Below are 20095 nucleotides of genomic sequence, written 5' to 3'. Positions count from 1 at the left end.
AAGCGCGATTTTTGTGCGGTTTTTAGGGGGAATTACGGTCCGATATCCACCCGCAGCAGCCGGCTGGCACTGCGGCCCTTGTCGTCGGTCACCGACAACTCAAAGCGCCCGGCCCGGGGCGGCCGCCAATCCAGCGCCTTACCCGGCGCGCTCTGGCCAAGCAGGCTATTACCGGCAAACCAGTACAAAACCTGGCTGTCGGAGGGGGCGTCGGCCTTAAGGGCAATGCGCTCGCCAGGGCGGCTTTGGCGCAGGCTGTAGGTCACCCCCTTGAGCGGCGAGCGAATGAGCGGCGAGGCGCTACTTTGGACAAGGCTCTGGTTGCAGGCGCCAGGTAGCGGCGGCGGCAGTTTACGGGGCAGGCCGGCCTGCTCAAAAAGCGCCGCCATGTCAGACGGCCAGAAGGCAAACACCTCCTGGTGCTGGCGGGCCGGGTTGTAAGGCGGGCAGACGGCGGCGCCGCTGAGGTTGTCCACCCACAGCGGCCGGTGCAGGGTGGAGACTTTTACCGGCGACACCCCGGGGATATACCAGCCTTCCACCACCTTGGGGCACCAGGGGTTGGGTAAATCCCCCGAGGCGGCGCAAATGGCCACCTTTTTCACCGTATCTGGCGCCGGGTTGGCCAGATCGGCAGTGGCTGGCAGCGCCCCTTGCAAGGCATCGCTGATGGCAAAAAACAGCGGCCCGGCGGTTTCCACTCCCACAAAGGCCGGGTTGGGGGTGGCGTCGAAGTTACCCACCCACACCACCAGCACATAAGGGCCGGTCAGCCCGGCGCTCCAGGCATCGTGAAAGCCCCAGGAGGTGCCGGTCTTCCAGGCCACAGTCCAGCCGGTGCGGGGCAGGCCGTCGGCGCGGGGGTTGTCTTTGAGCATGTCGCGCACCATAAAAGCCGCCGCCGGGCTCAGCAGCGCTTGGCTGGCCGGGCTCACCGGCTGGCGCTGGCGGTCGCGCAGCGGGTAATGGTGGCCATCGCTTGCCAGCATCAGGTATAGCCGGGCCAGCTCGGCCATGGTCAGCTCGCCGCCGCCAAGGGCCAGGGCCAGACCGTAATGGCTTTCCCCCCGCAGCCCCTTGATGCCGGCCTGGCGCAAAAAGCCGTACAGGTTGGGGTGGCTGATTTGCCCGGCCAGCCACACCGCCGGCAGGTTGCGGCTTTTAATCAGGGCGTCGTGCGCGCTGATGGGGCCGGTAAAGCGGTGGTCGAAGTTCTCCGGCTCGAAGCTGCCAAAGGCGGTGGGGGCGTCTTTGAGGATGCTCAAAGGGTGGATGATGCCCTGGTCCAGCCCCAGGCCGTAGAGGAAGGGCTTTAAGGTGGAGCCCGGCGAGCGGCGGGCGGTGACCCCATCGACCTGGCCTTCGATGTCGGCGTTGAAAAAGTCCGCCGAGCCCACCCAGGCCTTGATGCTCTGGTCGCGGCTGTCCACCAGCAGGGCGGCGGCGTTGGTTACCCCCAGGTGGCGGCGGCTGGCGATGTACTGGCCGAGCCGCCGTTCTAGGAGATCTTGCAGGGCCGGGTCCAGGGTGCTGTGGATAACGGTGGCGGCGTCTTCGCGCAGCAGGCGGCGGCTAAAGTGCGGCGCCAAAAAGGGCAGCTCGCGCCGGTCGTGGCCGATGGCACTCAGCGCCAGCAGGGCGCTGTTGCGCGGGTCGCCGGGGTAGCTTTGTTGCCAGAATCTGGCCAGGCGGTCGCGGGCGTCTTGGAAATCGGCGCCAAAGCGGGCGCGCCGCGCCGGGCTTTGCGGCATCACCGCCAGGCTCAGCGCCTCGCTCAACGACAGCTCACCGGCCGCTTTGTGAAAGTAAATCTGGCTGGCGGCCCCCACTCCTTCCACGTTACCGCCCATGGGCGCCAGGTTGAGGTAGGCCTCCAGAATGTCGTGCTTGGAGTAGCGCAGCTCCAGCCACAGCGCGGCCGCCATTTGCTGGAGTTTACCCGGCACCTGGCGGCTGTTGATGCCGTAAAGCCGCCGGGCTACCTGCATGGTGAGGGTGGACGCGCCCTGGCGATCGCCGCCGATATAAGTGGCGGCAATGGCCCTGGCCATGGCCACCGGGTTGATGCCGGGGTGCAGGTAAAAGTAGCGGTCTTCTTTTAGCAGCATGGCTTGCACCATGTTGGCCGACACCCCTTCCAGGGGTTGCCAAAGCCGGTACTGGCCGTCGCTGGCCAGGGTCAGGCGCAGCAGGCTGCCGTCGCTGGCCAGCACCTCCCGCGACGAAGGGGCCATGGCCGAAAAAGGCTGGGCCGGCCAGAGCCTAAGCCCCAGCAGCAAGGCTGCCAGGGCCAGAAGGGCCTGGTAGCGGCGCCTCATGGCGCCTCGATCACCAGCTCACCGGCCGGGCCCTGGGCCTGGCTCAGCGGGTCGTACAGGCCTTCGGCATAGACGGGCGGTATCTGGAACTGCCCGGCGTTGGTGGCCCGCACCTTGTAGACAAAGGTTTTGGCATCGCGCCAAGCGGTGCCGTAGAGCACCAGGCGGTCTTCCCGCACGTTCAGCCACTGGGGCGACCAGTCACTGAGCTTGCCTACCCCCACCGGCGGCTGCCAGCCGTCGAAGCTGTCGTCCTTGTCGCGGTACACCGGCTCCACCCCGCCCGGCAGCAGGTCGATCATCACCACCTGTTGCAGCTGGTCGAGGCTGGTGGCGCGCAGCCGCAGCCTGACCAGGAATTCGTCACCCACCTTGACCTTGCCAAGGGGCTGGCCGTCCAGGCTCAGATAATCGCGGCTCACTTCCAGCCCTTGGCTGAAAGGTGCAGGCGGCTGTTGGTCAAAGCCTTCTTGGCTCAGAAGATAAAAGGCCTGGCCGTTACCGGTCTTTTGGAATTTCACCTGCTGGCTGCCGGCGGGTAGCTCGGCCTGGGGCAGGCTCAGCACCTGCCAGGCCTGGCCCACCAGCGCCTGCATGGCAAGGCCCTGGTCGCCACGGGCGTTACCCAGGGCGGTGAGGGCGCGCACCAGGGTGCCGGCCGACAGCGAGCTGTAGCGCTGCTCGCTCAGCCACTGGCCCATGCGTGGCAGCAGGTTCGCGGGCAGGTCGGCAAGGCGCGCTGGCGCCTGGCGGGCCAGCAGGGTTAGCAACTGGGCGTCGTGGACCATGGGGTCGAGGTAGAGGCCAAGGCGCTTGGGGGTGTCTTCCAGCAGCTGCCAGTGCTGGGCCTGCCACAGCGGTTCGGCCAGCTGTTGCTGCTGCATCAGGGTGAAGCTCGCCGCCAGCCAGGCGCTGGCGATATCGCCCTGCCAGTCCTTGGGATAGTAGCGCTGCAGGCGCTCGCGGATATCGGCCAGGGCGCCGCTCACCTGCACGCCCTGGCGGGCCAGCAAGTAAGCGCCGTAGGCCCGCTCGCGCAGCTCACCTAGGCCATTGCTGGGGCCTGAGCTTAGCGCCGAGAGATAACCGTTGGCCTTATCCAGCAGATCTTGCGGCACCGGGTAGCCGTTGGCCTTGGCGTCCAGCAGCATGTCCACCACGTACAGAGCCACCATGGGTTCCACCACCGGGTTGGCGGCCCAGAGCCCGAAGCCGCCTTTGCTGTTCTGGCGGCTGCGCAGTTGGCCAATCAACTGGTTGAAGGCGGCCAGGTTGTCTTGGGGCTTGCCAAGGAGCAGCGCCGGTACCGATTTGGACACCAGCTGCTCGGTGCAGGCGTGGGGATAGCTATTGAGGTATTGGCTAAGGCCCTGGGCCCACACCAGCGGGCTGCTGCCAAGGGCGGCGTCCACCTTGCTGAACGGGGCAAAGAGCTGGCGGTCGACCTTGAGGCTGGCTTCGCTGCTGTCCAGCACTTTTGTCGCCAGGGTCAGGCGGTGAGGGGTGAGCGGCCGCACCGAGATGCTCTCGCTCATCTTGAATTGGCCCTCGCTGGTGGCGAGCTGCCAATGCAGCTTGCCTTCACCCAAAGCAGTACCGGCCTTGACCGCAAAGTGGGCGGTGACTTCATGGCCCGGCTCGATATGAAACTGCTGGGGCGCAAGGGTGCTGGCAAGGCCCCCTTCCAGGGTCAGGGTGAGGGTGACATCGGCGGCTTTGGGCTCGGTGTTGTAGAGCCCGAGGGTGACATCGCCGGTGTCGCCCGGTGCCAGGAAGGCAGGCACATTGGGGCTCATCACCACCGGCGCCTTGACGGCGACATCGGCCTCGCTGGTGCCCATGGCGGTGTCGGTGGCACTGACCGCAAAGAAGCGGATATTGCCGTTAAAGCTATCCGGCACGGCATAGCTCAGGTGCTGCTCGCCAGCGACCAGTTCGCGAATGCCGGACCAATACACCACCGGCATGGCGCGTTTACGCTTAAAGGGGTTGAGGTTGGCGGCCAAGAGCGCAGCGGCGTCACCGCCGGGGGCGGCCTGGCGCATCAGCACGTTGAGGTCGGGCAGCAGCAGGTCGAGAATTTGGCTCGAATCAACGCTCAGCGCCTTTTTGTCAAAAAAGTGGCCCAGCGGGTCCGGCGGGGCGTAACGGGCCACCTGCAGGATGCCGGCATCCACCCCAAACACCACCACTTTGGAGGCCACCGGCAGGTTCAGGGCAATATCGAGATCGCTGCCGGGTTTGACCTTGGCTGGCACGCTGAGGCTGATGGCCTGGCGGCGCTCACCCAGGTCAACCTTGAAGGGTTTGACGGCGTAGGACAGCGGGCTCATGAACACTTCCTTGGCATCGGGCGCCCGCAGGAATTGCACGTTGATGTAGGCGTTGCCCTCGATGCCGGCCGGCAGGGTGATGCTTTGCAAAGAGCGGGTGCTGTCAGCCTTGAACCATTTGAAGGCGTAAACCTTGTCGCGCTCGATAGTGATAAGGCCGGCGCCGCTGTAAGGCGCCTGAATAGCCACTTGGATGGTCTCGCCGGGCTGGTATTCGCCTTTGTCCAGGGTCAGCTCCAGCTCGGCGTTGCGCTCCAGGGTGCGGCTGGCGTTGCCGCTGCCGGCGACGCTGTAGTCAATCTGGTTGAGCTGGCGGCCGCTGGCGTCCACCAGCCGCAGCCGGTAGTCGCCCGGGGTGCGGGTATCCAGGGCCAGCACTTGGCCTTGGGCGGCCAGCGCCAGGGGGTTGCTGTCCAGCAGGGTGTCTTTGCGGCGCGACTGGTAGCGGTAGGTGCCGTCGTCTTGCTTAACCAATACCGACACCCAACGGCGGGCAATGCGCTCAACCTGAAGCTCGGCGGCCATGCCTTTGAGATCCTGGCCCACCGCCTGCAGGCTGAGCTGGCGCTCGCCACCTTTGCTGATAAAGCCAAGGTCGCCATCGGCCTTGTAGCCCAGTAGCCAATCGGCATCGGACACCAGCACCTGGCTTTGGGCGCTGACGCCGTGGCCGGAGCCAGCTTCAAACACCTTGGCCAGCAGGTGCAGCTTGTAGGTGCTACCGGCAAAACGGTCTAGGGCCAGGTCGAGGCTGGCTTTGCCATCGCCGTCGGTGGTGGCTTCACTCAAGGTCTCGCGGAACGACTCCTTGAGTTTACCCAGTACCCCAAAGCGGTAACCGGGCCAGGCCTGGAAACTGATATCGGTGGGGGACAGCACCATCTCACCGGTGACCCGCCGGTCGCTGGCCGGGCCGCCAAAGAGCTGCTCGGCCAATACCCCGGCTCTCATCTGCGCCGGTTTGAGCCAGCCTGCTGGGCTGTTGTCGGCGCCAAGGGAGACTCGCACCTTGATGCGGTCGGGCTCGAAATCGCGCACCTTGAAGCTCACGTCGCCCAGGCGGGTGAGCCGGTACTTGCCTTTGATAAGGGACAGGCTGGCCTGGTAATCGCCGGCGGCGGCTGTTTCGCTGGCGGTGAAATCCAGGCTGTCAAAGCCGCTGGCATCCAATTTGAAGGTGCGGTCCAGCACCGTTACCCCGCGAGGGTCTGTGACCTGCAATTTTACCGGCAGGCCGCCAAGGGCGGTGGCCCAATCCTGGCCGCGGACCAGGCTGGCAATATGGGCGGTTTCACCGGGGCGGTAGAGGCCGCGGTCGGTAAAGAGGTAGGCGCTCAGTGCCGCTTGGTCGTCGCTTTCATAGCTGCCGCCGGTGTCGAAACGGGACAAATCGAGATGGCGGCGCCAGTCGCCCATGGGCAGGAAGGACAGGTCACTGCCCTTTTCCACCCGGTAATAGAGGGGGGTCTTTTCCCGGCGCAGGTTGCCGAGTTTGCCAAAGCGGGCGTGGCCGCGCTCGTCAGTTCTGCCGGTGGCTACCGGGAGGCCGTTACGGCCAATCACCGCCACGTCGGCGCCAGCCACCGGCTGGCCGCTGGCAAGGGACTGCACGAACAAATCCTGGCTGCCGTCGCGGCTGCGTTTGGCAAGGATGCCAAGGTCGGTCACCACCACAAAGCGCAGGTCGTGGGCCTCGGTCTGGTAGTAATCGAAGGTTTCGTTGTCTTTCTCGTTGGCCGGGGTCAGTTTGACAACAAAGATGCCGCGCCTGTCTTTGAAGAACGGCTTGAGGTTGATGCTGCCATAGAGGGTCTTGCTGGGGTCTTTGCTGGCAAACTGCTGGTTAAAGACCTGGCGGGTCACTAGCCGGTCAAAATCGCTGTTATTAAGGTGTGGCTCGGCAAAGCTGCCGGTGCTTTGGTCGATAAGGGCATTGAGCTGGTCAGGCAGCAATTGCGCCACCTCCACCTGCACTTTTTGCACGCCACGGGCGAGGTAACCCAGGCGCTGGTCGTCGTCCAGGCTGAGCAGCGAGCCTTCACCCAGAAATTTAAGAGCCTTGGGATACTGGGGCATGCGCACCACGCTCAGCACTGGGTTGCGAGACAGGTAGCCGCCTTGGCCTTCCACTTCCTTGTCGACCATCACCGCCACGTAGCGGCCAACCGGGGCCTGCAACTTGAAGCTGTGCAGCTGATTCAGGCCTTCGGCGCCGGGGATCTGGGTCAGGAACAGTTTCGGGGAGCCGGCCAGCACCTGCTCGGTGACGTTCTCTTCATACCAGCTGTTGCTGCCTTTGGGGTTTTTCTTGGGCAGCAGCCAGGCCTGCACCTTGCCGCGCAGGGCGTCGTCACTCACCGGCCGGGAGCTTTCCATGGTCAGCACCGGTTTGGGCTCGTCTTTGTCGTTGTAGGCAAAGCTCACTTGGGCCGGCTCAAAGCTCAGCTGGTACCGGCCCGGCACCCGCACCTGCCATTTGTCTTTACCGGCCTCATTGCCGCCACCGGCGGCGTGGATGCCGCTGGCCATCTCCAGGGTCACGGTGCTTTGCTCCAGCGGCGTGGCCAGCGCCGGCGAGTGCACGTAGGCAAAAAGGTGTTTGTCGTCGAAGGTGACTTCGGTGTCGCCACTGGCGCTGTAAGTGAGGCCAGGGCTTAGCAGCACCGACAAATGGGTTTTGACCGAGGCCATGTCCACCGGGTGGCTGAAGGCGAGGGTAGCCACCAGCTTTTGGATGCTAGGCTGGGTTGGGTCCTGATAAAGACGCCCTTCGGTTATCTTGGCGGTAAAGGGTGCGGTGCCAAATTCGCTCTGGTATTTATTCAAGAGGATGTGGTCAGCCAGCAGCTGCTTTTTATCCAGCGTCACCTCAAAGCGGGTTGCAACCGGCCAGTCGCCGTCGGGGATAAATTGCAGATGCTTGTCGCTGGCCCAGCGCCACTGCCCGGCGAGCTTGGGGCTCAGGCTGATGCCTTTGGTTATCGGTTTACCGATGCCATCAAGAGGCGCCACCGAGCCGCTGAAGGCCAGGGTTAAAGGGGCGACCTGGGGTTTGTCCTGGTGGTAATCGGTGAGGGCCGGCGCTTCAAGGGAATAGTGCAGGGTGCGGGGTTTGGGCAGATGCTGGTACCAATACCAGCCACCCCAGCAAAGTGCGGCGATCAGTGCCAGCAGCAACAGGCTGCCAACGGCTTTTACGGGGTGCTTTGCGCACCAGCGCATCCAGGGCGGGGCCTGCCATTGGCCAAAAAGTGTTGCCAGCAACGCACGCATCCTTGTGTCCTCTTCAATCTCGGCTGCGCGGCATCATACCCGAAAATCCTTACAAAAGGCGTAACAGCGACCTAACAAAAGTCACCTGCCCTGTCGCTTTTTACTGTGGGATCGTACAGCTATTAAGCATATTACATCCTATTAACCTTAATGCTGCTCCCTAGCTAGGTCACAGGAGGACCTCATCATGTTCAAGAAAATCTTGCTGGTAGTTGCCGTAGCTTCCACTTTGTTAGCCGTCCCCTCTGCCAATGCCTCGGATGACGAGACCATGACTACGCAGGGTGGGACGGAGAAATATTGCATCAACGCCGGGCAAGGCGCCAGAATTTGTCTTGAGTTCTGATTTTATTTTATAAAAAAGGGCCCATCAGGGCCTTTTTTATAAGCCAAACAAACGAAATGAGCTAGAGACCTGACTTTTTGGTCTTTTCTCTACGACTACGACAAGTCGTCCTTTTTCGTCTATTCCCAGATTAACTAGATCCCTTACTCTTAGCTCTAAATTTGCATCTGAGCCATTTTTCAGGCTAATGCTATATATCTCAGAACCGTAGGCAGTTGGAGCAGAGAAGAAAAGATTTCCGTCATCACTTAAAACCCAAAGACTATCTGGAGTAATGGGAATGTAATTGCTGAGAATTCTAGTGTCTCCATTTTCATTTTTAGTCAATAGTCTATTGCTTTCGCTATCAATCCAGTAGAGGTCATTATTAACTAAAAATCTTAATCGCTCATTCAGGGCTATCGTAGATAGCTTATTCTCGTGGTATTTCCAAAGCAATGTTTGCCAACCAAATTGAGATTTCACTATCAGCCATAAAGCCGGCTCGCTTGGTAGATCAATGACCTGTTTTACCTCGCCTTGTATGTCTAGCTTATATTGTAATGTCCCTTTATCTACATCAATTAATTCGACATTTGATTTTTTCACGATAAGGATTTTCTGCTTATCGACAAGTTGAGTAACTAGACTGAAAGGCTCATCACTTACTTCTAGTGCCTTACTTTCCCCTCTGAATTTAAGAACATAGCCAGTATCTTGATAATCAACAATCAAGTCCTTGGTATTCAACACAGGTAGCATATGCGAATCTAGGAAAACAGTGTTGAAAACTTTCAATTGGCCAGATTTTTTTATATAAGTATTTAAATATTGACTGACATTAAGATCGGCGTCATTAAGCACATTTATATCATCGCCGTACAAGCTGAAGTCTAAAATTCTTGTTTTACTTGCTACATTCGTCCGGACATCAAATTTATCTAAGACCCCAGTGCTATTATTCAGTGAGTACGTAGAGTATTCTGTGGCTAAAATTAATGTTGATTTGTTCCACCTAATTTGCACAACCCGTTCATTAAAGAACTTTTGCTTTAGCTGAAGCCGATTCTTCATGTCTAATAATCGTAAGCTACTTCCTTTCTTATGAGAGGTTGCAATTGCGAGAATACTTTTATTTTTAGATAAAGCTGCAATATATGGAGTCTGATTAACTGTGTTTTCTAGCGCATATATACTCTCATCTTTTATATCAAAGATGTATGACTGGTAGTTCCCACCAAGTGTCATCTGCATCGTAATTAATAGCTCTCCACTGTCAATTTTTGATAAATGAGTCAAAGAGTAACAGTGTAGATCTTTGTTGTTTGTACTTGAGTCATTAACTGATACTATTTTAAGGCCGCAAAAGTCAGAATTTTTTAATCCAACGTAAATGTTTTTATCAATGAATATAGGGTTTATTAATGGTTCACTTGAAAAAATAAGCTGCTGATCGTCTTTTGTTCCCGATGGCCTGTAAAAAAGTTGATATCGATGTTCACTAGCTTCATAGCCAATGTATGTATAATCGCCGTACTCGTTCTGGTCCAAGGCTAATATATCATCTTGCGCCAAGGTCATAATCTTAAAAAATGTAGTGACAGATAAAAACAAGATAAAAGCAATCAATAAAGAAAAAATTATCATTTTGAAGAATAATTTAAAGGAAAAGGTAAATTTCCTTCCTTGCACTTTCTTACTTTTTTCTTCATGGAATATTTCATTGTCAACAGATTCTTCCACATCACAAACAAACTTATAACCCTTTTTGACTACCGACTTGATATACTCGGCTTCCTCACCGTTATCATCAAAGAGTTTACGCAGTTTGCTGATGGTGCGTCTGACGGCGGAGTCGCTGACAATTCGACCAGACCAAACGTTTTCGTGCAGTTCTTCCAAGGAGACGTAGCGGTCGCGATTATCGAAAAGATAAAAGAGGATCTCCTGAACTTTCGCTTCAAGGGCGATCTCATTTTTATTTTCGTCCAGCAAGAGCTGTTGCTGGGGATTGATATAAAAACGTCCTACTTTTAACACGTTACGTGCCAACCTATTTCCCTGATAGGACTATTATTATCAGATGTATCAATGGCGGTAAATGCCTAGTGGCGGCATATAGGTCATTGATTGGTAACTAGTGATGTAAAGCCCTCTTGCCTGCTTGTGCTGTGTGACTTTCGTGTGACTTGGCGAAAGTCACCCCAATATCAGTTGCTCCTTATGGTCATACCAAAGCCGTGTTCCTACTGTGGACCCACACCACGGTTGTTGAGGATAAAAACATGGAAGGGCACATTGATATCTGTAGCGTTCTGGCTGATGCCAGGGACATCGACAGTAGGGCCAGCCTGGGCCAGAGCCTGGGTAACCTGACCCGTCAGCTTGGCGCCACCCATTACTGGTTTGCCATGCACAAACCCCTTACTCTGACTCGCCATGATGTACTGAGCCTGCACAACATTCCTTTCGAGTGGGGCGCTGGCCTCACCCAAAGCAAGACAGTGGACTGCCCTGTCGCGCAGTACGCCTCCGAGCACACCGAAGTGACTGCTTTGTCCCCTCTTTTAAAAAAGAACTATCAACAGGCACTGAAAAGCCAACGGCTGATTGGTTTGGTAACGCCGGTTCATGGTATGGGACTTTCTTTTGGTAGCCTGACCTTCTTTTTCCGCGACCCGGAAAGTGTACGGTTCTTCAGTGCCAATGTGGATTTGCTGGCAGCCATATTCCAAGTACTTCACCAGCAGGCCAATCGCATTTTGATGGAAGAAGCGCAAAATCCGAAACTCAGCCCAAGGGAAAAGGAATGCCTTAAGTGGGTGTCTGAGGGGAAAACCACTTGGGAAGTGGCCAAGATTTTGAATATTGCAGAAAGGACAGCTTCATTTCACTTGAATAATGTGTTAGCAAAGACGCAAAGCGAAAATCGCAACCAGGCGATCACCAAGTTACTTTTGAATGGAAGCATATTTTAATGACAGGAAGTCAGGCTATTAACGGCTTCGCCAAGTTCTCCGTCAGCTTTTGTGTGCTGGCATTGGCGGTTGCCGTGTTTTTAAAGACCGAGCCCGGGCGCTACACCCTGGACTTGTTCTTTAACAGTAACGCCAGTTTTCTCTCACTGGCGGAAAAGGAAAAGCAGCACAACCTGAATATGAAGATGGATCTTTCTACCAAGGTAGTGGTGCAGGGTAAAAAAGCGAGGCTGGGTGATTTTATCAACAGGGATACGCTTATCCTGCCTTATGTTGAGAACTGCCCATCCTGCGACGAACTGGTGCATTACCTGAGCCAACAACACGATGTGCCTTTTCTGGTCATTGCTTTTGATGATGAAAAGGCGCCGGCCATGGCTGATGCCAGTAACCGTAATATGGTGGTGCTTTCAACAGCGGCTAAACCCAGCGTGCTTTATATGGACGCCATCTTGTCGCCGGTGCTGTATGAAGTTGACGGTGACGGGGTAATAAAAGCCAAATACCCGGGCTTTTCAGCGGACAAGGTGGCCGATTTGGTTAATCGGCTGCGGGGCTAACCAGGCCCGGCCCAGTTGGGCATAATGGTGGCAAATTTGTATTGAGCCAGGCTTTGCCATGCCGCCAATTGCCGCGAAAAAGAACCACATTCACCATTGCCACGGCCACCAGCGCCACGACCCTTACCATTGGCTGCGCGACGACGAGCGAAACAGCCCCGAGGTCTTGGCGCATCTTGAGGCTGAAAACCACCACGCCCAATCGCTGCTGGCGGTAAACGGCGAGTTGGAGCAGCAGCTTTTTGACGAGATGCGCTCACGCACCGCCCCAGAAGATGCCAGCCTGCCCTGGTGGGATCACCTTTGGCAGCTTCGCGAGCGCACTCTGGACGGCAAGGAATATGCTCTGGTGGAGGGGCGGCGCAGTGAAGATGCCCCCTGGCAGTTGCTGCTGGACGGCAACCTGTTGGCCGGGTCAGCCAGTTACTTCTCCTTGGGCGATATGGCTCTCAGCCCCGACGGCAACTTGCTGGCCTACAGCACCGACCACAATGGCGATCGCAGCTATGAGGTGCATCTGCTGGATTTAACCAGCGGCAAGCTGCTGGACCACCCCTTTCCTGCCATCAGCGGCGAATTGATCTGGGGTAGCGATAGCCAAACCCTCTATTACCTCACCCTTGACGACAGCCTGCTGCCTTATCGCCTTAACCGCCAAGTGCTTGGCCAGGCGCCACAGGTGCTCTATGAAGAAACCGACAACACCTTCTGGCTGGGCATGGGCGAGAGCCGCGACCGCCAATGGCTGCTGCTGTCCTGCGCTGCGACCCTGACCTCGGAAGTGCGGCTGTTGCCCTTGGATGGCAGCAGCGACGTGCCGGCGCCATTTTGGCCGCGCCGCGATGGTATCGAGTACAACCTTGATAGCCTCGGCGCGCGCTTTGTGGCGCTCAGCAATGAAAATGCCCTTAACTTCAAGCTGCTAACCGGCAGCGGCCCCGATGCCATGAGCGAGTGCCAGGCTCACAACCCGGCGGTGTTGCTGGAAGATTTTGACCTGCTGGATAGCGGTATCGCCCTGCTGGAGCGCTTTGAAGGCCAGCCTCGGGTGCGGATCCTGCAAGGTGACGGCAACCAGCTGCTCACCTGGGACGCCGAGGTGCACGATGTCTGGCTTGGCCACAGCGACGACACCCGCGAACTGGTGGTGGGTTACCAAAACCCGGTGCAGCCCCCCAGCCTTTATCGCATCGACGCGGGGCTGACCAAGACGCTACTCAAAACTAAGCCGGTGCCCAATGTCGAGCCAGCGCTTTACGACTGCAAACGTATTGAAGTGCCGGCAAGGGACGGCGCCTTAGTGCCGGTAACCCTGGTGTGGCGCAAGGACAACTTTCAAAACGGCACCAACCCCTTGCTAATAGACGGCTACGGCGCCTATGGCATCAGCATCGACCCTGGCTTTTCCATGGCGCGTCTTAGCCTATTGGATAGAGGCTTCGTGGTGGCCATGGCCCACATTCGCGGTGGCCAGGAAAAGGGCCGTGCCTGGTACGAAGGGGGCCGGCGCCAGCATAAATGGCACAGCTTCCATGACTTTATCGATGTCACCAAAGCGCTGGTTGCCGAAGGTTACGGCGCTCACGACCAAGTGTTTTGCGAGGGGCGCAGCGCCGGTGGCCTGTTGATGGGCGCCGTGCTCAATGAAGCGCCAGAGCTGTACAAAGGCGCCTTGGTCGGTGTGCCCTTTGTGGATGTGGTGTCCACCATGCTGGACGACAGCCTGCCGCTGACCACCGGCGAGTACGACGAATGGGGCAACCCCAATAACCCTTCCGATTACTTCCTGATGCTCTCGTACAGCCCTTACGACAATATCCGCCCCCAAGCCTACCCGCATATCTATGTGCGAAGCGGCCTGCACGACACCCAAGTCGCCTATTGGGAACCGGCCAAATGGGTGGCCAGGCTTCGGGAGCTGAAAACCGATAACCACTTGCTGCTGCTGGAAACCGAGCTGGAGGTGGGCCATGGCGGCCTTTCCGGGCGTTATCAGCGCTTTAAGGAAATCGCCCGCGACTTCGCCTTTGTGCTGGCGCTGGCCAGCGGCAAACTGGGATAAAAAAGAAGGAGGCTCAGGCCTCCTTTTTTGTCGCTAGCTCAGGTAGTAGTGCCAAAGCTCAATCAATACCGGCACAACCGACAACACCAGCAGCAAGCCCATGGCAATGTTGAAAATACGCTGGGCCAGCGGCTGGGTCAGCACCCGGCGCAGGCCCGCCCCAGCCACCAGCCAAAGCCCCACACAGGGAAAAGCCACCACCAAAAAGGCCAGGGCAATGGCCAGCACTTGCCACCACATGCCGGTTTGGGTCGAGGTGAAGGCGGCGATGGCGCCGGTGGCCATCACCCAGGCCTTGCCATTTACCCACTGAAAAGCAGCCCCTTGCCAAAAATTCAGCGGCTTGGCGTGGCCAGCCTGGATGGCTTTGGGAGTCTGGCTGGCAATCTTCCAGGCCAACCACAGCAGGTACAGGGTACCCAGCACCTTGATCAGCTGATGCAGATGAGGGAAGCGCTCAAACACCAGCCCGAAACCCAGCCCCACCAACAGCACCATTAGCGGAAATCCCAGGCAGATCCCGCAAAGGTGCGCCAGGCTGGCCCGCACCCCATAGTTCATGCCGGAAGACATGATCATCACGTTGTTGGGCCCCGGGGTAATGGAGGTGGAAAAGGCAAAGAACAAAACGGCGATGAAAATTTCCATAGGTTTTGGGCTTGGGGAGACGAAACGCCAGCATGCCACACAATGGCCAACCAGGCCCATCGCCGTTATTCACCAAGGTTTGTAACATTAACTTGTTGAGCTTGTTATCAAATGTGAGTTTGTAGGGCTGACAATCCGCCGCCACCCGGATACAGTGGCGGCGGTAAACCGATGCCTTAAGGATGAGCCATGCGTTTTGTGTTTCGCCGCAGCCTGATGCTGCTGTTACTGCTGTTTCCCCTCTTTTCTCACGCCGCCGTTACCCCCTGGGTTTCCTTCGAGCTGCACCACGGCCACATCACCCTGCCGGTGACGATAGCTGGCATTGAAACCAAAGTGGTGCTGGATTCGGGCGCCCAAATCAACGGTATCAACGCCGCTTTTGTAAAAGCAAACCACCTGGAGCTCGCCAAAGGTACGCCGGTGATGGTGCGGGGCGTTTACGGCACCCAGCGCCAGACCAGTTACAACCAGGTGCCGGTGTCGCTGTTTGGCACCGAGTGGAAGATGGACCAGCTGGTTACCAGCCACTTTGGCGGCAAAGACGTGGGGCTGCTGCTGGGTGCCAGCTTTTTTGACAAATTCATCTTCCAGATTGACTACCCCCACAATCGGCTGCGCCTGATTGAGCGCGACTCTTTGGACATGCAGAAATACAACAACATCGAGATGCGCTCCGACGAAGGGGGCAGCCCGGTGGTCAAGGTCAGGCTCAACAACCAAAAATCGGTGTGGCTGGTTGTGGATACCGGTAATACCGGCGGCCTGGTGCTGCCCCGGCTGTTGGCCGAGGATCAAGGCTGGCTGGATAAATACGAAACCCAAGATACCGTCGGCATGGGGGTTAACTTCACCGCCCTTAACGACAGCTTTCGGTTGCCGGTGATCAGTTTTGGCCCCTTTGAGGTCGAGAACGTGGCCGTGACGGTACCCAAAGACGGCAGCATCGACATCAGGGACGACCCGGAGCGCCGCTCCTTGTTTGCTCCGGTACATGCGGTGCGGGTGCGGGGGTTGTTGGGGTACGACGTAATCAAGCACTTCCTGCTGACCATCGACTACAAATACGGGCGGATGAATGTGGCGGTACCTGAGGAGTCTCAGGGCTGAGCGGCGATTAAAAAACCCGGCCTTGGCCGGGTTTTTACTTTGCGTCAGAGTTTATCCAAGGCTTTTTCGGCCTCTTCTCTGGCCATGCCGTAATGGCTTTGCAGCAGGCCAATCAGCTTCTCGGTGTGGCCTTCGGCCTGTTCCAGCTCGTCGTCGGTCAACTTACCCCAGCGGGCTTTGACCTTGCCTTTCAGCTGCAACCACTTGCCTTGTGCAATATCGTGGTTCATCACGTCCTCCTAAAGCCTGGGGCTGCCGCCACGAACCAGATGCACCAGGATGGAAATCACCAGCAACACCACAAACACAAAGAACAATACCTTGGCGATACCCGCCGCGGCGCCAGCGATACCACCAAAACCCAAGGCGGCGGCCACCAAAGCGACAATCAGAAATATCAGTGCCCAGCGTAACATGCGTCCTCCTGAAGTTAGGGTTCATCCTGACTATCGCAGTATCCGTGCCAACTCATAATGAGTTGAAAATAAAGGGATTTTAGTTTCAGGGCTTTGATGTGCCGGGCAAAAAACTCAGGGTGGCCGTGAAAATTCTACCGGCAGTTTTGTATCTGGCCGTGAAGGCGGCGGGAGCGCCTAATGGCAAAAGCCAGGGTTAACCCTGGCCTTTTTGTGAGAGCGCGGCGTAAAAAAGCAGGGCAGAGGCCGCCCTTATTGCCACTCCTCTTCGCCTTCGCGGTATTTTTCCAGCTTGTTGTAGAGGGTTTTCACGCTTACCCCCAGCTGCTGCGCGGCCTGGGTTTTGTTTTGCTGGCAGGCTTCCAAAGTGGCGAGGATCAAGGAGCGCTCGGCATCCCGCAAGGTGGTGCCGGGGCCGATATCTTCGGTGGTGAGGGGCTTTTCAGTGAGATCGGGCAGCTCGCCCAGGCCAATCTCGGTAACGGCCAAAATATGGGCCCGCTCGATGCAATGCTTGAGCTGGCGCACGTTGCCCGGCCAGGAATACTGGGCGATGGCGTCGATGGCGCCTTGGGTAAAGGCCTTGTCGGTGCCGGTTTCCACGTTGCGGTATGCCAGAAAATGCCGGGCCAGCTCGACAATATCGTCGTCGCGCTGGCGAAGGGGCGGCAGCTGGATGGGAAAGTGGGCCAGGCGAAAATAAAGGTCTTCACGCAAAAAGCCGCCGTCTATGGCCTCGTCTGGGCTGCGGTTGGTGGCGGCGATAATGCGCACCTTGGTGTATTGCACCTTGTCGCTGCCCACCCGGCGGAATTCGCCCGTTTCCAGCACTCGCAGCAATTTGCTTTGCAGCTCCAGCGGCATCTCGGTGATCTCGTCCAAAAAGAGGGTGCCGGCAGCGCCGCGCTCGAAAAAGCCGCAATGGTCCTTCAGCGCGCCGGTAAAGGCTCCTTTGACATGGCCGAACAGCTCGCTCTCTACCAGTTCAGCTGAGAGGGCAGCGCAGTTCACCGCCACAAAAGGCTCGGTGGCGCGCTGGCTTTGCTGGTGAATGGTGCGGGCGGCCAGTTCCTTACCGCTGCCGCTCTCCCCCACCAGCAGTACGTTGGCGTCGGTGCGCGATACCCGGCGAATAAGCCGGTACAGCCGGCGCATCACTTCGCTTGAGCCCAGCAGCAGCCCAAATTGGTCCAGGTTGGAGCGAAGCGGCGCTTGGGCGCCATTGGCGCTTTGCTCGGCCAATTCATCGCGAAATTCGGCCAGCACCTGTTGCAGGTGGTCCAGATCCAGGGGTTTACGAAAGTGGTAGGCCACTCCCCGGCGCATCAGTTTGTCGAGCCAGGGGTTGGGGGTGCCGTCGCTTACCAGCAGCCAATCGGCCTGGTGGGCCAGGGGGTGCTGGCGATACTCGCGGTAGTCTTGCTCGCCAAAACGGCTGGGGCCATAAACCACCAGATCGGCCCGGAAGGGCTCTTGAAGGGTCGTGCTTTGGGTCAGCTGGTAACCGGCCTGGGTAAGGGGAGTGGCCAATTGCTGGGCCAGGGCCAGATCATCGGTAACAAGGTGCAGACGAGCCATATCCGAGTCCTCTTCCGTGTTGGTGGTCCAGTACAGCAAAGGCTGGATGATCACGAGATTAACCAGATACTTAACTATCATTTAGGGCCAAGTTGGTTCAGCATCGCCTCACCCTTGGCTTGGCGCGGGCAACAAAAAGCGCAGCCGAAGCTGCGCTTTTTAATGGGGCGACACTCAATGTTTGCGGGCTTGCAAACCGTCTTTGATGGCCTTCATTCGGTCGTGGGTGAGCTGGATGGTCGCCAGACAACCCGCCACATCCTGGGCCAGGGGCCGGCTCTGCAGCTCCCTCACCCCATCTCGAAACCGGCGCAAGGCGCGGTGCTCGGCTTCTTCAAGCTGGGCAACGTACTGGTAGTTCGGGTCGTTGCTCAGCTGGGCGCGAAGGTCGGTGTAAACGGCTTGCATGCTGCCTGCCAGGGTGCCGCCGCGGTCCGGTGTTTCACCCATGGCCTCTACCTGTTTGCTCAGGTCGCGGACAATGTCCGCCCGGGCCATGGCCATGTCGCGAAACAGGGACTGCAAATCGCTGTCGTCGACCTGGCGGGCTGCGTACTGGTAGAACTGCCGTCCGTCTTGGCAGACGGCAATCAGGTCCTGTACCAGCCGTGCATCATGGGTACCGAACATCGAGATACCCGTTACTCGCTGACCTTGAGGTTATCTTTCACGTCGGAGACGTTGTCATAACCTTTGGCCATTTCGATGGCGAGATCGTGCGCCGCGTCGTTTTTCACCTCACCGGTGAGGGTCACTACACCGTTGTCGGTGTCGACGTCGATATCCATGGCGCTCAGTTCACTGCTGGCGGCGTACTTCATGTTCAGGCCAGCGGTGATGGTGGCGTCATGCCAGGCGCGCGAGAAGTTCTTGCTGGTCTTGTCGGCCTCGCCTTTATAGTCCTTCTTGACGGTCAACTTGTTGTTGACGTCGGACACGCCATCGACGTTTTTGGCTATCTGGCCAGCCAGGTCTTTTTCAACGTCGCTGGAGACGGTACCGCTCAGTGTGGCTACACCGTGGGACACTTCGGTGTCGATGGTGAAGTTGTTGAGCTCGGTGTTGAGCATCAACGCGGTTTCCAGTTTGCCGTCCAGCCAGGCGTCTTTGGCATCCCCTTTCCAGTTGTTGGCTGCCATGGCCGGGGCGCTGGCAAGGGCGGTCAGGGTCAGGGCGGTCAGTACGGTTTTGTTAAAACGCATAAGTTCCTCCTTGGGACTGGGTAAGCGTTGTCGCTTTAGCTATTGCGAGCACCGTGCCAACTTTTAAAACCGTTTTATTTCAATAATTTATTGATTTTCTGTTTTACCGGCGCCCCTGCCAGCCTGTAAAAATTACCGCCTTCCGGGTAAGGGCTTCCTGGCCCCATACCGGGGCGACAGCCGTGGTTCAGCCACCTTGTACCGGCCGCGACGCCGTAGTAAAACAGCTGCTTACTCAATGGAGGTCACAAGATGCAGTTGAAGTGGAATTCCGGTGAGCCCCTGGCCTGGCCCAGAGGAAAAGTGGTCTGTGTGGGCCGTAATTACGCCGAGCACGCCAAAGAACTGGGCAATGCCGTGCCCGAGCGGCCGCTGCTGTTTATGAAACCGGCTACCGCTCTGGTACCGGCCGAAGGCGGCTTTAGCATCGACGAGAGCCGTGGTCAGGTGCACTACGAGTGCGAGTTGGCGGTGCTGGTGGGCAAACCCCTCACCAAGGCCAGCGCTGCCGAAGCGGCCGATGCCATTGCCGGCTTTGGCCTAGCCCTGGATTTGACCCTGCGTGACCTGCAAAGCGAGCTTAAAGAAAAAGGCCACCCCTGGGAGCTGGCTAAGGCTTTCGATGGCTCCTGCGTGGTTACTTCCCTGGTGGGCCCCGAGGGTTTTGACGACCTTGGCGCCGTGCATTACCAGTTCTTCCAAAACGGTGAACTGCGCCAAGACGGCCACAGCAGCCAGATGATCACCCCCATCACCGAGCTGCTGGCGCTGATCAGCACCACCTTTACCCTGGAGCCGGGCGACCTGGTGCTGACCGGCACCCCCAAAGGGGTTGGCGTGCTCAATAAAGGCGACACCCTGCGCCTAGTGCTGGAAGACAAGCTGGATGTCACCACCCAGGTGGGCTGAGCTGCCGGTTTTTGTCTACGGCACCTTGCGCCGGCAAAGCCCTCATCCCCTGGCCCGGCGGCTGGCGGATGAGGGCCGTTATCTTGGAGAGGCGCGCTGCCAGGGCCAGCTTTACCGAGTGGCCCATTACCCCGGTTGGGTGCCAGGGCCTGGCTGGGTAACAGGGGACTTGTACCGGTTAACCCCGGCGCTGCTGGCGGCGCTGGATAGCTACGAAGAGTGCGGCCCGGGCTTTAGCGAGCCCTGGGAATACCGGCGCGAGCGCCATCAGGTGTGGTTGGGGGAAGAGGCGCTTTTAGCCTTTATCTACCGCTACAACAGGCCAACTGCCAGCCTAGCGCCGCTAGAAAGTGGAGATTTTTTCCTTACTTGACAACTTGTTA

Annotated in this window: 16 protein-coding genes; 7 read left to right on the top strand and 9 right to left on the bottom strand. The window is 58.0% G+C overall.

The window, feature by feature from the left end; all coding sequences use genetic code 11:
- Positions 1 to 32: 32 nt before the first annotated feature.
- Both pbpC and AC22G1_RS19625 read right to left on the bottom strand, forming a co-directional pair.
- The gene (pbpC, locus tag AC22G1_RS19630; protein WP_487314851.1) at positions 33 to 2318 is read right to left on the bottom strand and encodes a penicillin-binding protein 1C; all 2286 of its coding nucleotides are present in this window, start codon (positions 2316 to 2318) and stop codon (positions 33 to 35) included.
- Positions 2315 to 7924, bottom strand: coding sequence for an alpha-2-macroglobulin family protein (locus AC22G1_RS19625; RefSeq protein ID WP_487314850.1), 5610 nt, complete (start codon positions 7922 to 7924; stop codon positions 2315 to 2317). The genes pbpC and AC22G1_RS19625 overlap by 4 nt, the downstream gene beginning before the upstream one ends.
- A gap of 187 nt (positions 7925 to 8111) precedes the next feature.
- Here AC22G1_RS19625 and AC22G1_RS19620 point away from each other — a divergent pair, with 187 nt between their 5' ends.
- On the top strand, positions 8112 to 8270 hold the full coding sequence (locus tag AC22G1_RS19620) for a hypothetical protein (RefSeq protein ID WP_487314849.1): 159 nt from the start codon (positions 8112 to 8114) through the stop codon (positions 8268 to 8270).
- 36 nt (positions 8271 to 8306) lie between these two features.
- Here AC22G1_RS19620 and AC22G1_RS19615 read toward each other — a convergent pair whose 3' ends face one another.
- Entirely contained in the window at positions 8307 to 10301 is a 1995-nt protein-coding gene (locus tag AC22G1_RS19615) for a winged helix-turn-helix domain-containing protein (protein WP_487314848.1), read from the bottom strand.
- A gap of 137 nt (positions 10302 to 10438) precedes the next feature.
- Here AC22G1_RS19615 and AC22G1_RS19610 point away from each other — a divergent pair, with 137 nt between their 5' ends.
- Genes AC22G1_RS19610 through AC22G1_RS19600 form a run of 3 tightly spaced genes read left to right on the top strand, consistent with a single transcriptional unit; the run spans position 10439 to position 13849 of the window.
- Positions 10439 to 11227, top strand: coding sequence for a helix-turn-helix transcriptional regulator (locus AC22G1_RS19610; RefSeq protein ID WP_487314847.1), 789 nt, complete (start codon positions 10439 to 10441; stop codon positions 11225 to 11227).
- The gene (locus AC22G1_RS19605) at positions 11227 to 11787 is read left to right on the top strand and encodes a hypothetical protein (protein ID WP_487314846.1); all 561 of its coding nucleotides are present in this window, start codon (positions 11227 to 11229) and stop codon (positions 11785 to 11787) included. Before AC22G1_RS19610 ends, AC22G1_RS19605 begins: the two co-directional genes overlap by 1 nt.
- 58 nt (positions 11788 to 11845) lie before the next feature.
- Positions 11846 to 13849, top strand: a complete 2004-nt coding sequence (locus tag AC22G1_RS19600) for a S9 family peptidase (RefSeq protein WP_487314845.1) — start codon at positions 11846 to 11848, stop codon at positions 13847 to 13849.
- Between the two features lie 33 nt (positions 13850 to 13882).
- Here the strand turns inward: AC22G1_RS19600 and AC22G1_RS19595 are convergent, their stop codons facing one another.
- Positions 13883 to 14497, bottom strand: coding sequence for a LysE family translocator (locus AC22G1_RS19595; RefSeq protein WP_487314844.1), 615 nt, complete (start codon positions 14495 to 14497; stop codon positions 13883 to 13885).
- Positions 14498 to 14686: 189 nt separating this feature from the next.
- Between AC22G1_RS19595 and AC22G1_RS19590 the strand changes: the two genes are divergently transcribed.
- Positions 14687 to 15607 carry a pepsin/retropepsin-like aspartic protease family protein gene (locus tag AC22G1_RS19590; protein WP_487314843.1) on the top strand — a complete coding sequence of 307 codons (921 nt, stop codon included), beginning with the start codon at positions 14687 to 14689 and terminating at the stop codon, positions 15605 to 15607.
- 44 nt (positions 15608 to 15651) lie between these two features.
- Here the strand turns inward: AC22G1_RS19590 and AC22G1_RS19585 are convergent, their stop codons facing one another.
- From AC22G1_RS19585 to AC22G1_RS19565, 5 genes are all read right to left on the bottom strand, one after another.
- Positions 15652 to 15837: a CsbD family protein gene (locus AC22G1_RS19585; RefSeq protein WP_487314842.1), complete on the bottom strand. Its 186-nt coding sequence runs from the start codon at positions 15835 to 15837 to the stop codon at positions 15652 to 15654.
- Between the two features lie 9 nt (positions 15838 to 15846).
- Entirely contained in the window at positions 15847 to 16023 is a 177-nt protein-coding gene (locus tag AC22G1_RS19580) for a DUF1328 family protein (RefSeq protein WP_487314841.1), read from the bottom strand.
- A gap of 252 nt (positions 16024 to 16275) precedes the next feature.
- The gene (locus tag AC22G1_RS19575) at positions 16276 to 17601 is read right to left on the bottom strand and encodes a sigma-54-dependent transcriptional regulator (protein ID WP_487314840.1); all 1326 of its coding nucleotides are present in this window, start codon (positions 17599 to 17601) and stop codon (positions 16276 to 16278) included.
- Positions 17602 to 17775: 174 nt separating this feature from the next.
- Positions 17776 to 18231, bottom strand: a complete 456-nt coding sequence (locus AC22G1_RS19570; RefSeq protein WP_487314839.1) for a ferritin-like domain-containing protein — start codon at positions 18229 to 18231, stop codon at positions 17776 to 17778.
- An 11-nt stretch (positions 18232 to 18242) separates the two neighbouring features.
- Entirely contained in the window at positions 18243 to 18803 is a 561-nt protein-coding gene (locus tag AC22G1_RS19565) for a BON domain-containing protein (RefSeq protein ID WP_487314838.1), read from the bottom strand.
- Between the two features lie 252 nt (positions 18804 to 19055).
- Between AC22G1_RS19565 and AC22G1_RS19560 the strand changes: the two genes are divergently transcribed.
- Together AC22G1_RS19560 and AC22G1_RS19555 are read left to right on the top strand one after the other, a co-directional pair.
- Complete coding sequence (locus AC22G1_RS19560) at positions 19056 to 19712, top strand: fumarylacetoacetate hydrolase family protein (RefSeq protein WP_487314837.1); 657 nt, start codon at positions 19056 to 19058, stop codon at positions 19710 to 19712.
- Positions 19690 to 20085, top strand: coding sequence for a gamma-glutamylcyclotransferase family protein (locus AC22G1_RS19555; protein WP_487314836.1), 396 nt, complete (start codon positions 19690 to 19692; stop codon positions 20083 to 20085). The genes AC22G1_RS19560 and AC22G1_RS19555 overlap by 23 nt, the downstream gene beginning before the upstream one ends.
- Positions 20086 to 20095 lie beyond the last annotated feature (10 nt).

The organism is Gallaecimonas zhanjiangensis (genome assembly GCF_057624825.1).
This window is presented reverse-complemented; position numbering and strand designations above follow the sequence as displayed.

Excerpts from the sequence above, each read along its gene's own strand:
- pbpC (WP_487314851.1), bottom strand. The coding sequence starts at position 2,318 with ATGAGGCGCCGCTACCAGGCCCTTCTGGCCCTGGCAGCCTTGCTGCTG.
- AC22G1_RS19625 (WP_487314850.1), bottom strand. The coding sequence starts at position 7,924 with ATGCGTGCGTTGCTGGCAACACTTTTTGGCCAATGGCAGGCCCCGCCC.
- AC22G1_RS19620 (WP_487314849.1), top strand. The coding sequence starts at position 8,112 with ATGTTCAAGAAAATCTTGCTGGTAGTTGCCGTAGCTTCCACTTTGTTA.
- AC22G1_RS19605 (WP_487314846.1), top strand. The coding sequence starts at position 11,227 with ATGACAGGAAGTCAGGCTATTAACGGCTTCGCCAAGTTCTCCGTCAGC.
- AC22G1_RS19600 (WP_487314845.1), top strand. The coding sequence starts at position 11,846 with ATGCCGCCAATTGCCGCGAAAAAGAACCACATTCACCATTGCCACGGC.
- AC22G1_RS19595 (WP_487314844.1), bottom strand. The coding sequence starts at position 14,497 with ATGGAAATTTTCATCGCCGTTTTGTTCTTTGCCTTTTCCACCTCCATT.
- AC22G1_RS19590 (WP_487314843.1), top strand. The coding sequence starts at position 14,687 with ATGCGTTTTGTGTTTCGCCGCAGCCTGATGCTGCTGTTACTGCTGTTT.
- AC22G1_RS19585 (WP_487314842.1), bottom strand. The coding sequence starts at position 15,837 with ATGAACCACGATATTGCACAAGGCAAGTGGTTGCAGCTGAAAGGCAAG.
- AC22G1_RS19580 (WP_487314841.1), bottom strand. The coding sequence starts at position 16,023 with ATGTTACGCTGGGCACTGATATTTCTGATTGTCGCTTTGGTGGCCGCC.
- AC22G1_RS19575 (WP_487314840.1), bottom strand. The coding sequence starts at position 17,601 with ATGGCTCGTCTGCACCTTGTTACCGATGATCTGGCCCTGGCCCAGCAA.
- AC22G1_RS19570 (WP_487314839.1), bottom strand. The coding sequence starts at position 18,231 with ATGTTCGGTACCCATGATGCACGGCTGGTACAGGACCTGATTGCCGTC.
- AC22G1_RS19565 (WP_487314838.1), bottom strand. The coding sequence starts at position 18,803 with ATGCGTTTTAACAAAACCGTACTGACCGCCCTGACCCTGACCGCCCTT.
- AC22G1_RS19560 (WP_487314837.1), top strand. The coding sequence starts at position 19,056 with ATGCAGTTGAAGTGGAATTCCGGTGAGCCCCTGGCCTGGCCCAGAGGA.
- AC22G1_RS19555 (WP_487314836.1), top strand. The coding sequence starts at position 19,690 with ATGTCACCACCCAGGTGGGCTGAGCTGCCGGTTTTTGTCTACGGCACC.